At 74.0% G+C, this 15265-nt stretch carries 8 protein-coding genes; 6 read left to right on the top strand and 2 right to left on the bottom strand.

Annotation, left to right across the window (positions count from 1 at the left end; translation table 11 throughout):
• Positions 1–281 precede the first annotated feature (281 nt).
• From AB0G74_RS25860 to AB0G74_RS25835, 6 genes are read left to right on the top strand one after another with little or no spacing between them, the layout of a single operon-like run.
• Complete coding sequence (locus AB0G74_RS25860; RefSeq protein WP_361150556.1) at positions 282–1979, top strand: non-ribosomal peptide synthetase; 1698 nt, start codon at positions 282–284, stop codon at positions 1977–1979.
• Positions 1976–3241: an NAD(P)/FAD-dependent oxidoreductase gene (locus AB0G74_RS25855; protein ID WP_361150553.1), complete on the top strand. Its 1266-nt coding sequence runs from the start codon at positions 1976–1978 to the stop codon at positions 3239–3241. The genes AB0G74_RS25860 and AB0G74_RS25855 overlap by 4 nt, the downstream gene beginning before the upstream one ends.
• Complete coding sequence (locus AB0G74_RS25850; protein WP_361150551.1) at positions 3238–3813, top strand: DUF6875 domain-containing protein; 576 nt, start codon at positions 3238–3240, stop codon at positions 3811–3813. The genes AB0G74_RS25855 and AB0G74_RS25850 overlap by 4 nt, the downstream gene beginning before the upstream one ends.
• The gene (locus tag AB0G74_RS25845) at positions 3810–11228 is read left to right on the top strand and encodes an amino acid adenylation domain-containing protein (RefSeq protein ID WP_361150549.1); all 7419 of its coding nucleotides are present in this window, start codon (positions 3810–3812) and stop codon (positions 11226–11228) included. The genes AB0G74_RS25850 and AB0G74_RS25845 overlap by 4 nt, the downstream gene beginning before the upstream one ends.
• Positions 11229–11236: 8 nt before the next feature.
• Positions 11237–12232, top strand: coding sequence for a methyltransferase (locus tag AB0G74_RS25840; protein ID WP_361150548.1), 996 nt, complete (start codon positions 11237–11239; stop codon positions 12230–12232).
• Positions 12229–13404, top strand: a complete 1176-nt coding sequence (locus tag AB0G74_RS25835; protein WP_361150546.1) for a cytochrome P450 — start codon at positions 12229–12231, stop codon at positions 13402–13404. The genes AB0G74_RS25840 and AB0G74_RS25835 overlap by 4 nt, the downstream gene beginning before the upstream one ends.
• Here the strand turns inward: AB0G74_RS25835 and AB0G74_RS25830 are convergent.
• Both AB0G74_RS25830 and AB0G74_RS25825 read right to left on the bottom strand, forming a co-directional pair.
• A complete protein-coding gene (locus tag AB0G74_RS25830) occupies positions 13401–14465 on the bottom strand; it encodes a lipoate--protein ligase family protein (protein WP_361150543.1) in 1065 nt (354 codons plus the stop codon). The two genes, AB0G74_RS25835 and AB0G74_RS25830, sit on opposite strands and share 4 nt — an antisense overlap.
• Before the next feature lie 120 nt (positions 14466–14585).
• Positions 14586–15110 carry an AAA family ATPase gene (locus tag AB0G74_RS25825; protein WP_361150539.1) on the bottom strand — a complete coding sequence of 175 codons (525 nt, stop codon included), beginning with the start codon at positions 15108–15110 and terminating at the stop codon, positions 14586–14588.
• Positions 15111–15265 lie beyond the last annotated feature (155 nt).

Genomic DNA, 15265 nt, shown 5'->3' with positions numbered 1-15265 from the left:
GTAACTGATCAGGTCTCGGGAAGCGGCTACAAGATACTGGCCGGATCATGGCGCCGAACAGACCGGCGGGACAGAAATTTCCATGAGCAAGTTCTCATAATTTCATTGCGTTCTGTGCATCGGCTGAGCGCCGAAGTAATCGCTTGTCGACCTCGTTGACACCGATCCGCGTCATGAGACAGAGTTCCCCCCGTTCCCCTAATGGATTTCCGTGGGTCACGGAGTGTGAAACCGCAGTGGACGCGCGATTGGATAAGGCGAATCCCTTACCGGCCGAGACAATGGTGGGGATGTTCCGGCACCGGGTCGCCCGGGAACCGGAGTCGATCGCGGTGGTCGCCGCCGACGGCACGCTCTCCTACCGTGAGCTGGACGCCCGCGCCGCCGCGGTGGCGGGCGGTCTGCGCGACCGCGGGGTCGGACCGGACGACATCGTCGCCGTCGCGATCCCACGCGGCACGGACCTGGTGGTCGCCGTCGTCGCGGTACTCGCCGCGGGAGCCGCGTACCTGCCGGTCGACACCGCCCAACCGCCGGACCGGATGGCCGCCGTACTCGCCGACGCCCGCCCCGCCCTCGTGCTGACACCGGGGGACCTGCGGGCGCTGGAAACCGCGGCGCGACCCTTCGTCCCGCCGGCGGATCCCGATCCGGCCTGTGCCGCCTATGTCATCTACACCTCCGGCTCGACCGGAAAGCCCAAGGGCGTGGTCGTTCCCCATACCGGAATCGCCCGGCTCGTGGAGGCGCAACGGGAACGCTTCGGTGCCGGACCGGGAGCCCGGATCCTGCAGTACGCGTCGGTCGGTTTCGACGTGGCCGTCGCCGATCTGTGCATGGCGCTGCTCACCGGGGCCACGCTCGTTCTCGCGCCGCCCGAGGGCCTGCCGCCCGGTGAACCGTTCGCCCGGTTCGTCGCCGAACACGGCGTCACCCATGTGTGTATGCCGCCGAGCGCGCTGGCCGGCCAGCCGGACATGGCACTGCCCTCGGTCGCCTGCCTGATCGTCGCCGGGGAGGCGGTGAGCCCGGAACTCGTCGCCCGCTGGTCCGCGGGCCGCCGGATGATCAATGCCTACGGCCCGACCGAGACGACCGCCTGCGCCACCATGAGCGCGCCGCTCACCGGCGGCCCGGTGGTGCCGATCGGGGCCGCGATCCCCGGTACCGAACTGCGGGTGCTGGACGAGAAGTGCGCCCCGGCCGCCGAGGGCGAGCTGTACATCGGCGGCGCCGGGGTCGCCCGCGGCTATCTGGGCTGCCCCGGGCCGACCGCGCAGCGGTTCGTCGCCGACCCCTGGGGTCCGCCCGGGTCGCGGATGTTCCGCACCGGCGACCTGGTGCGCGTACTGCCCGACGGTGATCTGCTGTTCCTCGGCCGGGCCGACGACCAGGTGAAGATCCGCGGCCACCGGGTCGAACCGGCCGAGGTGGAGGCCGCGCTCGGCGCCCACCCGGCGGTGGCGCGGGCGGCGGTCGTCGCCCACTCCGGACCGCTCGGCGCCTACCTCGTGGGCTATGTGGTGCCGCGCGGGGCGAGCGTGCCGGACCTGCGCGCGTACCTCGCCCGGCGGCTGCCGGCCCATCTCGTCCCGGACATGATCGAGGCGGTGGCGGACTTCCCGCTGACTCCCAACGGAAAGCTGGACCGGGCCGCGTTCGCCGAGCCCGCGCCACGGGCGTCGGGCGGGCTCGCCGACGACCTCGCCCGGTTGTTCGCCGAGGTGCTGTCGGTGGATTCGGCCGCGCCGGACGACGACTTCTTCGCCCTCGGCGGCACCTCCCTCATGGCCACCGCGCTGGTCAGCCGGATCCGGGTCGAACTCGCCGTGGAAGCGTCCGTGGCCACCGTGTTCGACGCCTCGACCCCGGCCGACCTGGCGAAAGCCCTGTCCGCGGCGGACCACACGGACCGCACGGACCGGGCGGACCCGATGGACCCGATGGCCTCGGTGGACTCGACCAGGGGCCGGATATGAAGGTCGTCATCGTCGGGGCGGGGATGGCCGGAACCATGCTCGCGATCCGGCTGGCCCGCCGCGGCCACCGGGTCGACGTACTGGAACGGCGCGGCGACCCGCGCGGCACCAGCGGCCCGGACGCCGCGTCGATCAGCGTCGGACTCTCCGAACGCGGCCGGGCGGCGCTGCGCGACATCGGCCTGCTGGAGGAGGCCCTGGCCGGATCGGTTCCCATGCGCGGCCGGATCGTCCACCACGGCGGCCGGGTCACCTACCAGCCCTACGGCGCGGACGACACCGAGGTACTGCACTCGATCCGCCGCCACGACCTCAACATCACCCTGCTCGACGCCGCCGAATCGGTTCCCCGGGTACGGCTGTGGTTCGGGCACCGCGTCACCGGCCTGACCGGTACCGAGGTACGGACCCCGGACCGGACGTTCCCGGCGGATCTCGTCGTGGGCGCGGACGGCGCGTACTCGACGGTCCGCGCGCATCTGAACCGCCGGGCGGGCGCCGAACTCCACCAGACGCACCTGGAATGGGGCTACCGGGAGTTCACCATCCCGGCCGTCGACCGGCCGGAGGCGCTGCACATCTGGCCCGGCGGCCGGGGACTCGTGGTGGCCCACCCCAACCCGGACGGCACGCTGACCGGCACCGTGTTCCTGCCGTTCGACGGCGCCACCGGATTCTCCGGGCTGCGCGACCCGGCGCGGGCCGGGGCTTTCCTGGCCGAGGAGTTCGGCGATCTGACCGATCTGGTGCCGGACCTGGTCACCCAGTTCCTCGCGCACGAGCCCGGCAGCCTGGTCTCGGTCCGCACCGCGCCGTGGCAGCACGACCGGGTCGTCCTCGTCGGAGACGCCGCGCACGCCGTGTTCCCGTTCTACGGCCAGGGGATGAACGCCGCGTTCGAGGACTGCGCGGTGCTCGACGAATGCCTCGCCGAGTACGCCCCGGACGACGCGCTCGCCGCGTTCGAGGCCCGCCGCCGCCCGCATACCGACGTCCTCGCCGAACTGTCCGCGGCGAACTTCGTCGAGCTGCGCGACCGGGTACGGTCCCCGGTGTTCCTGGCCCGCAAACGGATCGACTTCGCGCTCGGCCGCCTGTTACCGGGGTGGCGGACGCTGTACGCGATGATCAGCCACAGCAGCCTCCCGTACGGCGACGCGCTCGCCCGGGCCCGCCGCCAGGACCGCCTCCTCGGTGGACTCGCCGGGCTCGGCGGAGTCGCGTTGCTCGCTGCGGCGTGGCGGAAGCGGAGCGGGAGATGATGCTGAGCCACCCGGCGGGTGACGTCACGCTGTTCGAGCCGGATCACCCGGATCTGCCCGCCGCCGCCGAGGTGGTGCTGGCATGGGCGCGGTCCTACTTGTGCCGGCCGCACCCCGATCTGGGGCGGAGCGGCGACGTCTGTCCGTATACGGCCGTCGCGCTGGAGCGGGGCGGGCTCTTCCTCGCCGTCCACCCCGGGCGGCCGGACCTGCGGGCAGTGATGACCGCCTACCGCGACTGGTTCCCCGATCTGCCGCCGCGTGAGGGGCCGCAGGCCAGATACCGGACGGTCCTGGTGGTGCTGCCGGACGTGACGCCCGGGGAGATCGACCGCACCCAGCGGGAGCTGAAGGCCGGATTCGTGGAACGCGGCCTGATGATCGGCGAGTTCCATCCGGGGCCGCCGGACGCGCGCGGTCTGTGGAACGCGGACTTCCGGCCGATGCGCAGCCCGCTGCCGCTGCTGGCGGTGCGCCAGATGGTGGCCGCCGACGCGCCGTTCCTGCGCGGGGACCCGGCGCATCTGGCGGCGTACCGGAGCCGGTTCGGCGACCGGGGAGCGTACCGATGACGGTCCCGCTCCCGCCCGGGGCCCGGCGGCTGTGGTTCCTGGAGGCGCTCGCCGACGGCGCCCCCCTGCACAACAACCCGGCGGTGTTCCGGCTGACCGGCACCGTGTCGGTGGCCGCGCTCCGGCGCGCGGCGGATCTGGTGGTGGCCCGGCACCCGATACTGCGCACCACCTTCGCCGAGGCCGACGGCGAACCGGTCGGCCGGGTGGGCCCGGTGGCCGCCGCGGATGTCGTGGTGCGGACGGTGCCGCCCGCAGACGCGGACGCGGCAACAGACACAGCCACGGCCGCGTCCGCGGACACCGAACGGGACGCGGACGCGGCGGCCGAGGCGTTCGCGGTACGGGCCGCACGGGAGCCGTTCGACCTGCGCACCGGGCCGCTGTTCCGGATCCGGCTGGGCCGGATCACCCCGACCGACCACGTACTGGTGATCAATACGCACCACGCGGTCGTCGACGGTATGTCGCTGTCGGTGCTGTGCGCGGAGATCGGCGCCCTGTACGCCGACCCGGACCGGACGCTGCCGGATCCCGGAGCGCCGCCGGACGCCGCCGACGCCGACCCGGCCCGGCGTGCGGCCGAGCTGGACGGCGCGCCGGACCTGCTCACCCTGCCCACCGACCGGCCCCGTCCGCGGATGCGTTCCTTCCGGGGGGAGTTGCGCCGCCACGCCGTCCCCGAGGGGCTCACCGCCCGGGTCGACGCGCTCGCCCGCGCCACCCGCGCCACCCGGTTCGTCGTGCTCCAGGCCGCGTACGCCGCCGCGCTGGGCACCACGGCGGGTCAGGACGACGTCGTGGTCGCCACCCTGGTGTCCGGGCGGCCGGGGCCGGAGTTCGCGGGCGTCGTCGGCATGTTTGTGAACCCGGTGCCGATGCGGGTGCGGATCGGCGGCGATCCCACGTTCCGCGAGCTGGTGGCCGGGGTCCGCCGCGCGGTCGTGGCGGGACTCGGCGGCGCGGAAGTCCCGTACGACCGGCTCGTCGAGGCCGTCGGTGCCTCCCGCGACCCCAGCCACGCGCCGCTGTGCCAGGCGCACCTCGTGATGCAGGACCCGCCCGAACTGGTGCTCCCCGGTGTGCGGGTCGACCGGATGCCGCCGGACAAGGGCACCGCCGATGTCGACCTGACCCTGATGGTGGAGTCCGGCGGCGCGGAGATGGCCGTGGTCACCGAGCACGACACGGAGCTGTTCGACGGTGCGACCATCGACGGTTTCGCCGGGCGGCTGCTGGCCCTGCTGGACCGGGCGTGCGCCGACCCCGACCGCCGGTTGTCGGCGCTGACGTCGTCGGACGCGTTGTCGGCGGGGGCTTCGGCGACGGTCCCGCCGGTGGCCGGGCGGGCCGGTGCTCCGGCGCCGTCGACCGTGCCGGAGCTGATCCGGTTCGGCGCGGACGGCCTCGCGGTGGGGGAGTTGTCCTACGCCGAGCTGGACCGCCGTTCGGCGGCGCTGGCCTCGGTACTGCGGGCGAAGGGCGCCGGTCCCGAGGCGTGGGTCGCGGTGGACCTGCCGCGCGGTACGGATCTGGTGGTGGCCGTCCTCGGGATCTGGCGGGCGGGCGCGGTGTACGTACCGGTGGAACCGTTGTGGCCCGAGCCGAGGCGCCGGGCCGTCACCGGGGCCGCCCGTGTCGTGCTGACCGAGATCCCGGACCTGCCGGACGAGTTCGAGCCCGTCGACCCCGGGATCACCCCCGAGTCACTGGCGTATGTGTTCCACACCTCCGGGTCGACCGGCCGCCCGAAGGCGGTGGGCGTGCCGCACCGCGCGGTCGCCGGAATGCTGGCCCGGTCGACGGCGCTGGTCGGACTGGGCGCCGGGGACGTGGTGGCGGCCATGACCTCCCCGGCGTTCGACATCTCGGTCTGGGAACTGATGGCGCCGCTGACGGTGGGCGCCCGGGTGGCGGCGATACCGCCCGAGACCGTGGTGGACGGCCCGGCGCTCGCGCGGCGGCTGCGGGCCGAGGCGGTCACGGCCGTCCAGGTCACCCCGTCGGTGTGGGCGGTACTGGCGGCGGCCGGGGGCGTACCGGAGTGCGTACGGATCCGGGTGTCGATCGGGGAGGTGCTGACACCGGAGCTGGCCGGGGCGCTGGCCGGGGCCGAGCTGTGGAATACGTACGGCCCGACGGAGACGACGATCTGGTCGACCGCCGGACGGGTCCGCCCGGGCAGCCGGTTCGGTATCGGCGACCCGCTCGACGGAGTGGCCCTGCGTCTGCTGAACGCGGGTCTGCGGCCGGTCGACGACGATGTCGTGGGCGAGGTGTACCTGGGCGGATTCCCGCTGGCGCGCGGCTATCTCGGCGCGCCCGGCCGGACGGCGACGAGGTTCGTCGCCGACCCGTTCTCGCCGGTCCCGGGCGCCCGTATGTACGCCACGGGCGATCTGGCGCGGCGCCGGCCGGACGGTGTCCTGGAGTTCGTCGGACGGGTCGACGCGCAGCTCAAGGTGCGCGGTCACCGGGTGGAACCGGCCGAGGTGGAGGCGGCGCTGCGGGCGGATCCGGAGATCGCCGACGCCCGGGTGACCGGGGACGGCGACCGCCTGGTGGCCTATGTCGTCCCGGCCTCCGGGCCGCCGGGCTGGCCGGGGGTGCGGGAGCGGCTGAGCCGGGTCCTGCCCGCCTATCTGGTGCCGTCGGCGCTGGTGTCCGTGGCCGCGTTCCCGCTGACCAGCGCCGGAAAGCTGAATGTACGGGCGCTGCCGCCACCGGCGGAGGAGGCCGTCGCCGCCGAACCCCGTCCGGGTCTGGAGACCACGATCGCGGAGATCTTCGCGGCCCTGCTGGCCCGCCCGGTCGACCGCGACGACGACTTCTTCCTCTGCGGCGGCCACTCCCTGGCGGCGGTGCGGGCCGTCGCCAGGATCGGGGCGTCGGCCGGTGCGGAGGTGACGATCAGGACCCTGATGGCCAACCCCACCGTCGCCGCCCTGGCCGCCGCGATCGAAGCGGACCGGGGCGATCCCGGGCCCCCGGACAGCACGGAGAGCCCGCACACCCCGGACGTTCCGGATGCTTTTGAGCCGGTGCCCGCGTCGCCGGGACGGCTGTCCGGCCCGCAGCACGGACTGTGGATCATCAACCAGGCGGGCCGGGACGACGGCGCCTACGTCGTCCACGCCGCGTTCCGGCTGGAGGGGCCGCTCGACGCGGCGGAGCTGCGCGCCGGGTTCGCCCGTACCCTGGCCGCCCATCCCGTCCTGCGGTCGGCGATCGCCGTCCAGGACGACACCCCGTGGCTGAGCGCGGCGCCCCCCACGGACGAACTGCCGGACCGGGCGTGGCGCGTCACCGACCTGAGCGCCCGTACGGACCCGTGGCCGGAGGCCGAACGGCTGGCCGCCCGGGACGCCGACGAGCCCTTCGACCTGACCCGACCGCCGCTGGTACGCGCCCATCTGATCAGAACCGCCCCCACGACCCATCTCCTCGCGGTCACCGCCCACCACATCATCTGCGACGACATATCGATGTCGGTCCTGCTGAGGTCCCTGGCCGCCGGTCCGGCCGCCTCGCCCCCGGCCGGTGCCACGGACGCCCGGGTGCCGGGGGCCGCGCCCGGCACCGGCGTACCGGAAGTACCGACCGCCGCGGGTCCGCGGCGACGGACCACCGAGTTCTGGGCCGACGCGCTCCGCGACGCCCCTACCGTCTCCGGACCCGCGACGGACCATCCGTACGGCACGGCACCCGCGCGGGCCGGATCGCCGGACCCGGAAACCGGCCCGGCTCCCGCCCGCCGCGCGGGCGCCGCCCCCGGCGCCACCCACCGGTTCACCGTCCCCGCCGGGCTCGCCCGCGGCTTCGCCGACTGGTGCCGGGGCGAGCGGGCCACCACCTTCGCCGGTCTCCTCGCCGTCTTCGCCATCGTCTCCGCCACCCGCGACGGCGGGACCGACCTCGTCGTCGGCGCGCCGGTCAGCACCCGGCCCGCCGGGTGGGACGACGCGATCGGCATGTTCGTCACGACCCTCCCGCTACGGCTCCGTACGGACCGCCGGGCCACCCCCCGCGATCTGCTCGCCGACGCCGCGGCGGTGGTGGCCGACGCGATGGACCACGCCGACATCTCCCTGGCCGACATCCTCACCACGGTCCCCACCTCGCGGGAGGACCACCCCCTGTTCCGGACCATGCTGGTGCTCAACCGCGAGACGGCCCCCGTCACCTTCCCCGGCCTGGCCGCCACCCCGGTCCCGGTCAACCGCGCCACCAGCCGTTTCGACCTCACCCTCCACATCAGGGAGCGCGACGGTGACTGGCTCGCCCTGATCGACTACCGCACCGACCGGTACGAGGCCGACACGATCGGCGGAATCGCCGACCAGGTCCTGGCGGTCATGGCCGCCGTGGTCCGCCACCCCGGCCTTCCCCTGACCCACCTGGACCTGCTGTCCCCGGCCGACCGCGCCGTCCACACCGCCCTCGGCACCCGGTCCGAACCGGCCTCCTCCGGACAGCCGGACACCCCGGCCACCGGCCCGGCCGTCCGCAACCGGCCGACCGCCACGACCGTGCTGGACCTGATCGCGGCACAGACCGCCCGGACCCCCGACGCGACCGCCGTCCTCGACCTCGCCGCCACCCCCCTCACCTACCGCGAACTGGACCGCAGATCCTCGGCCGTCGCCGGGCGCCTGCGCGAGACGGGCATCCGGAACGAGGACCCGGTCGCGATCGCCGTCCCGTCCGGTGCCGACGCGATCGTCGCGATCCTCGGCGTACTCAAAGCGGGCGGCTGCTTCGTCCCCCTCGACCCCGCCCAGCCGCCCGCCCGCCGACACGCCCTGATTGCCGCGAGCGGCGCGAAGACCGTCCTGACCCGCGACACCCTCCCCGCCACCGGCCACCACGAACCCGTACCCGTCCACCCGTCCCAACTCGCCTACGTCGTCCACACCTCCGGCTCCACCGGCGAACCCAAGGGCGTCGAAGTACAGCACGACACCCTGCTCAACCTCACCACCGCGTTCATCGCCGAACACGGCCTCACCGCCGCGCACCGCCTCCTGATGGTCCCGCCCCCGCACTTCGACGCCGCGTTCGGCGACATCTTCCCGGTCCTCGCCACCGGGGCCACCCTGGTCGTCCACCCCGACCCCGGCGGCCTCACCGGACCGGACCTCCTCCGGCTCTGCGTCGAACACCGGCTGACCGCGATCGACACGGCGGCCCCCCTCTGGCAGCGCTGGGTCGCCGATCTCGCCGGGGAACGCCTCCCGCTGGAGCTGATGATGGTCGGCGGCGACATCGTCTCGGCGGCCACCGTCCGCGCCTGGGCGAAACACGGCATCCCCCTCCACAACCACTACGGCCCCACGGAAGCCACCGTCTGCGCGACCAGCCACCGCACCGTCGACGGCCTGGAGCACCCCACCCGGCTGCCGATCGGCCGCCCACTGCCGAACGTCCGCGTCCACCTCCTCGACCGGGCCCTGCGCCGGGTGCCCGTCGGCGTGGTCGGCGAGGTCTACATCGGCGGGACGGCGCCCGCCCGGGGCTACCGGGGGAACCCGGCCGCGACCGCCTCGGCGTTCCTCGCCGACCCGTACGGTGCCCACCCCGGCGCACGTATGTACCGGACCGGCGACCTCGCGCGGCTGAACCCGCGCGGCACGCTGGAGTTCGTCGGCCGGGCCGACGACCAGGTCAAGATCCGCGGCAACCGGGTGGAGCCGGGGGAGGTCGCGGCCGTGCTCGCCGCGCACCCGGCCGTCGCGGAGGCCGTGGTGGTGGCCAGGGGCGACCGGCTCATCGGCTATGTCGGCGCCCCGGCCGCGACCGCGACCGGCCGGTACGCGTCCGGTCCGGCCGTCCCCGGCGGGTACGCCTCCGATCCGGCCGCCTCCGACCCGCGGCCCGCCGTCCCGGACGTGTCCGGCCTGCGCTCCTTCTGCGCCGAGCGGCTGCCCGCGCATCTCGTGCCGGACACCGTGGTCGTCCTCGACGCCCTGCCCACCCAGAGCAGCGGCAAGGTCGACCACACCGCCCTCCCCGAACCCCCCACCCGCCCCACCGCCCCGGCGGATCCGCCCCGGACCGCGACCGAGCGGGCCGTCGCCGCCATCTGGGCCACCGTTCTCGACCGCTCCGACGTGGGCCGTACCTCGGACTTCTTCGCCATCGGCGGGCACTCCCTGATCGCCGCCCACGTCCTCGCCGCCGTCCGCGACCGGCTCGGCGTCACGGTACCGATGAGCACCCTGTTCACCGCCCCCACCGTGGCGGCGTTCGCGGCGGCCGTCGACCGGGGCGCCCCCGCCGAGCTGCCCACGGCCGACCGGCTGCGCGCCGACGCCGTACCGCCGAACGGGATCCGCCTCCGCCCCGTCCACCCGTCCGGCGCCCATCAGTCCGATGGTTCCCCGGGGGGACCAACGCGCCGGATCCTGCTCACCGGCGCCACCGGCTTCCTCGGCCGCCACCTCCTCGACCGGCTCCTGGCCCGGACCGACGCCCGGATCCACTGCCTCGTCCGCCGGGGCTCCATCGGCCGGCTGCCGGTCACCGACCGCGTGATCCCGGTCCCCGGCGACCTGTCCGCCCCCGGCCTCGGTCTGTCCACCGAGGACCACCACACCCTCACGACCGTGGACGCGATCTACCACAACGCCGCGGTGCCGCACTTCGCCGCGCCCTACAGCACCCTCAAACCCGCCCATGTCGACGCGACCGCCGCGATCCTGCGCCTGGCCGCGGACAGCGGCGCCCCGCTGCATCTGATCTCCACCCTCGGCGTCTTCCTCGGTACCGCCTACCACGGCCGGGTCGTCACCGAGACTGACGCTCCCACCGACCCGACCGGCCTCACCAGCGGCTACGACCTCAGCAAATGGGCGGCCGACGCCATGGCCGACGCCGCCCGCCGACACGGCCTGACCGTCTCGATCCACCGCATCGCGGCCATTGTCGGCGATACCGCCACCGGCGCCGCCGACCCGCGTTCCGCGTTCAGCCGCTGGCTCACCGGATGCATCGCCGCCGGTGCCGTCCCGGACACCCCCGAAGTGCTGGACATGGTGCCCGTGGACACCGTGGCCGCGGCGATCGTCGCGCTCTCCCAGGCCCCGGACCACTCCGGCCGGAACCACCACTACCACGGCGACGGCGGCCTCACCCGGGCCGCCGTCGCCACCGCCCTCACCTCGGCCGGTCACCCGACCGAGGTGGTGCCGTACCACCGATGGCGGGAGCGGATGCTCGCCGACCCGGCCGGGCCCTTCGCCCCGCTCGCCTTCTCCCTGCCCGAAAACCCCCGCCCGCACCCGCGGTTCGACTGCTCCCGCACCTGGGCCGCCGCGGCCGGGGCGGGAGTGGGGTTCCCCCCGGCCGACGAGCGAATGCTGCGCAGACACCTGGACTTCCTCACCGGTGCCGGCGCGCTGAACGGAAGTGGATGATCATGCCAATGTCCGAAGAAACCTCCGGCGTCCCGGCCCCGGTACTGGACCGGCTCGGCGCGGCCGGGTACCGGGCCATGATCGCCGGTGTCCGGCTCGGGGTGTTCACCGCACTCGAAGCGGGCCCGCTGTCCGTCGACGAACTGGCCACCGCGATCGGCGGCCACCCGGCCGGGGTACGCAGCCTGGTGGACGTCCTGGTGACCTTCGGCTACCTGCGGCGGGACGACGACCGCGACGACCGCGACGACAACAACACAGTCACGATCGTCGCGAACCCCGGCCCGGTCGACGCCGAACTGTTCTGGCACGAGGTCCTGTTCGAGCACTGGGCCGACATCGAGGACACCATCCGTACCGGTACGCCCCGCCGGGGCTTCTACACCTGGCTGCGCGAGCGGCCCGACACCGGGGCGAGGCTGCGCCGGATGCTCGCCGGTGCCGCCGTGGACCTCGCCGACGACATCGCCGCCGCGCTGCCCCCCGCCGCGACCGTCCTCGACATCGGCGGCGGCCACGGCGACCACGCCGTCGAACTGTGCCGCCGCCGCCCGGACGTCCGGGTCACCGTCTTCGACCTGCCCGAGACGATCACGGCCCTCCGCGCGGACGCCCCGCCGGACCGGGTGACGGCGCGGGCGGGCGACTACCTCACCGACGACCTGGGCTCCGGGCACGACCTGGTACTGCTCTTCAACGTGCTGCACGGCCACCGCCCCGAGGAGTGCCGCGAACTGTTCCGGCGCGCGGCGAAGTCGCTCTCCCCGACGGGAAGCATCGCCATCCTCGACCACGACCGCGAACCACCGGCCGGACTCGGCCCGGCCGCCGGCGGATACCTCGGCATGTTCGACCTGACCCTGTGGCAGGGCCACGGCGGCGGCGTACACCGCTATACCGACCTCGCGGCCTGGCTGGGCGAGGCCGGGCTCACCGAGACGCGGGCCGTGCCGCTGTCCGCGTCCCCGCTGGAGAAGCTGCTGATCGCGAGCCGTCCGTCGTGACCGCGAACCCGTACCCGGGCTACGCCTGGTTGCGCGAGCACGACCCGGTCTGCCCCGTCGACGACCCGAACGTCCCGGGCCGGACCTGGCTGGTCACCCGGTACGACGACGTCCGCGCCTGCCTGGCGGACCGCCGCCTGGGCAGCGGCGCCCCGGTCAACCCCGACCCGCACCCGCCCGGCCTGTCCCAGCTGGACGATCCCCGGCACGCCCGGCTGCGCAGGCTCGTCGCCGCCGCGTTCACCCCCGCCGCGATCTCCCGCCTGCGTGAACGCACCGCCCGTACCTGCGCGGACGCCGTCGACTCGTTCGCCGGGCGGGGGCACGCGGACCTCGTCGCCGAGTACACCCAGAAGATCCCGGTCGCCGTCGTCCACGACCTGCTCGGCATCCCGGAAGCCGAACGCGCGCCCGCCGCCGACGTGCTGGACATGTGGTACCGCGCGAAGTTCCGGCAGCCCCGCGACGAGGCGAAGCTGGCGGAGATGCTGGCCTACGTCCGGCGACTGGTCGCCCGTAAACGATCCCACCCGGGCGACGACCTGCCGACGCGGCTGATCGAGTCGGGCGCGCTGACCGGGGACGAGCTGGAGGTGATGGTCATGACGCTGATCGGCGCCGGTCACATCACCACCATCCAGTTCCTCGGCACCACCGTCCTGCGTCTCCTCGACCACCCGGCCCGGCGCGCCGCCCTGCTCGGCGGCGAGATCGACTGGTCCCGGGCGATCAACGAACTGCTGCGGCTCGACTCGCCCGATCATGTGGCGGAGTACCGGTACGCGGGCGAGGACCTGACGATCGCGGACGCCCGGGTGGCGGCGGGCGATGTGGTGCTGCTGTCGCTGGCGGCGGCGAACCGCGACCCGAACCGGTTCCCCGACCCCGACGCCCTGGACTTCACCCGCGACGCCCGCCCGCACCTGGCACTGGGCCACGGCGCACACGCCTGCCTGGGCAGCCATCTGCTGAAGATGCAGACGGAGATCGCCATCACCACACTGTTCGGCCGACTGCCGGACCTGGCCCTGGACATCCCGAAAGGCGAGATCGACTGGGGCTACGCCCCGACGTTCCGCGGCCCCCGGGCCCTCCCGGTGACCTTCACCCCCCGGGAGCCGGCGACGGTGTCCCCGCCGGGGGACACGACGGCGGATCCCGGGAGTCGTTAGGGAACGCGGGTCGTCCACTCCTCATGGCCGAACTTCGTCCGCACCAACTCCTCGGCCCGGGCCAGCTCCTCGTCCGTCACCGCGCCCGCCGTCAGGCCGTACCGCGCGCGGAACGAATCGATCATGCGGTCGATCACCGTCTCGCGCGGCAGACCCGTCTGCCGCCGCAGCGGATCCACCCGCTTCTTCGCGCTCCTGGTGCCCTTGTCGGAGAGCTTCTCCCGCCCGATCCGCAGTACCTCGGTCATCTTGTCGGCGTCGATGTCGTACGCCATCGTCACATGGTGCAGCACCGCGCCCGGCCCGCCGCCCGGGCCGACCATCCGCTTCTGCGCGGCCCCCGCCACCTTGCCGATCTCCGTCGCGATGTCGTTCAGCGGCTGATACCAGGCCCGGATGCCCATATCCCCGAGCGCGCCGAGCACCCAGTCGTCGAGATAGGCGTACGAATCGGCGAAGGAGAGGCCCGAGACCAGCGAATCCGGGACCGAGAGGGAGTACGTGATCGTGGACTGCGGCTCCGCGAACATGGCGCCGCCGCCGGAGATCCGCCGGACCACCGTCACCCCGTGCCGGGCCGCGCCCTCGGGATCGACCTCGTTGCGCAGCGACTGGAAACTGCCGATGATCACCGCCGGGGCGTCCCACTGCCACACCCGCAGCGTCGGCGGGCGGCGCCCGGCCGCCACCTCGGCCGTGATCACCTCGTCCAGCGCCATGTGCAGCGCCGGGGACTGCGGCGGCTCGTGGATCAGCTGCCAGTCGTAGTCCCGCCAGTCCGTGGCCTGCGCCAGGGCCCGGCGGACCGCGATCGCCACCGACTCCGACGTGAACCCGAAGAGCACCGCCGACGCGGGCAGCGCCGCGTCGATCCGGGCCGTCAGACCCGGTGTGTCCGTATCCGCCGGGGCGCCCTCCAGGGCCGTGTCGATCAGCTCGATGGCGTCGTCCGGCTCCAGGAAGAAGTCACCGCTGACCCGGACGTCCCTCAGCCGCCCGTCCTCGACCGCGAGATCGACCACCACCAGCTTGCCGCCGGGGACCTTGTACTCTCCGTGCACCGTACGCCTCCACCGCTCCCGCGCCCGATCCGGACACAACCGGACCGCGCCCTGCCATCGGGATCAACGGTCTCCCGGAGAACCTTGTTCCCGCGACCGGGGCGCGGCGGGAGGTACGGCTCAGGCGTTGACCGCCTTCGCGATCCGCGCCGCGGCCTCGGCGGGTGTGAGGCGGGTGGTGTCGACGACCTCGGCGTCGGCGTGCAGCCAGGTACGGGCCGCCTCCGCGTACGGATCCAGATACCGCATCCGGAACGGGGACGGCCCGAGCACCTCGTCCCCCTCGATCCGGCCGCGCAGGGTCTCCCGGTCGGCGTGGAGTACGAAATGCCGGACCGGGACGCCGTACGAGGCCAGCCCCGTACTGATCTCCCGCCAGTACTCCTCGACCAGCACGGTCATCGGCATCACCAGCGTGCCGCCGGTGTACTCGAGCACCCGGCGGGCGGTCTCCACCACCAGCGGCCGCCACGGCGGCCAGTGCTGGAAGTTGCCGTCCCGCCAGGCCAGTCCGGGCTTGATGTCCATCAGGGTCTCGCCGACCTTCTCGGCGTCGAGTACCCGGGAGTCCGGGAGCAGCGGCTGGAGAAGCGCCGCGGTCGTCGTCTTGCCCGCCCCGTGCGTGCCGTTGAGCCATACGATCATGCGTCCCGACCCTAGGCCATGTCTTCAAAATCCCGCCTGGCCCGCGACGCCCGGCACGCACATTCGCCGCGTTGTCGGGATTTCCCAAGTACGTCCAGTACGAGGGAAACCCTCCGCCTTGCGACTGCACGCACCGGACGCCGCGGGCCCCGCCC

Origin of the sequence: Streptomyces sp. NPDC020875 (genome assembly GCF_040641415.1) — a bacterium.
Classification (GTDB): Bacteria; Actinomycetota; Actinomycetes; order Streptomycetales; family Streptomycetaceae; genus Streptomyces.
This window is presented reverse-complemented; position numbering and strand designations above follow the sequence as displayed.

Coding starts and splice junctions, on each gene's coding strand:
- AB0G74_RS25845 (WP_361150549.1), top strand. CDS start 3,810: ATGACGGTCCCGCTCCCGCCCGGGGCCCGGCGGCTGTGGTTCCTGGAG.
- AB0G74_RS25840 (WP_361150548.1), top strand. CDS start 11,237: ATGTCCGAAGAAACCTCCGGCGTCCCGGCCCCGGTACTGGACCGGCTC.
- AB0G74_RS25850 (WP_361150551.1), top strand. CDS start 3,238: ATGATGCTGAGCCACCCGGCGGGTGACGTCACGCTGTTCGAGCCGGAT.
- AB0G74_RS25825 (WP_361150539.1), bottom strand. CDS start 15,110: ATGATCGTATGGCTCAACGGCACGCACGGGGCGGGCAAGACGACGACC.
- AB0G74_RS25860 (WP_361150556.1), top strand. CDS start 282: ATGGTGGGGATGTTCCGGCACCGGGTCGCCCGGGAACCGGAGTCGATC.
- AB0G74_RS25855 (WP_361150553.1), top strand. CDS start 1,976: ATGAAGGTCGTCATCGTCGGGGCGGGGATGGCCGGAACCATGCTCGCG.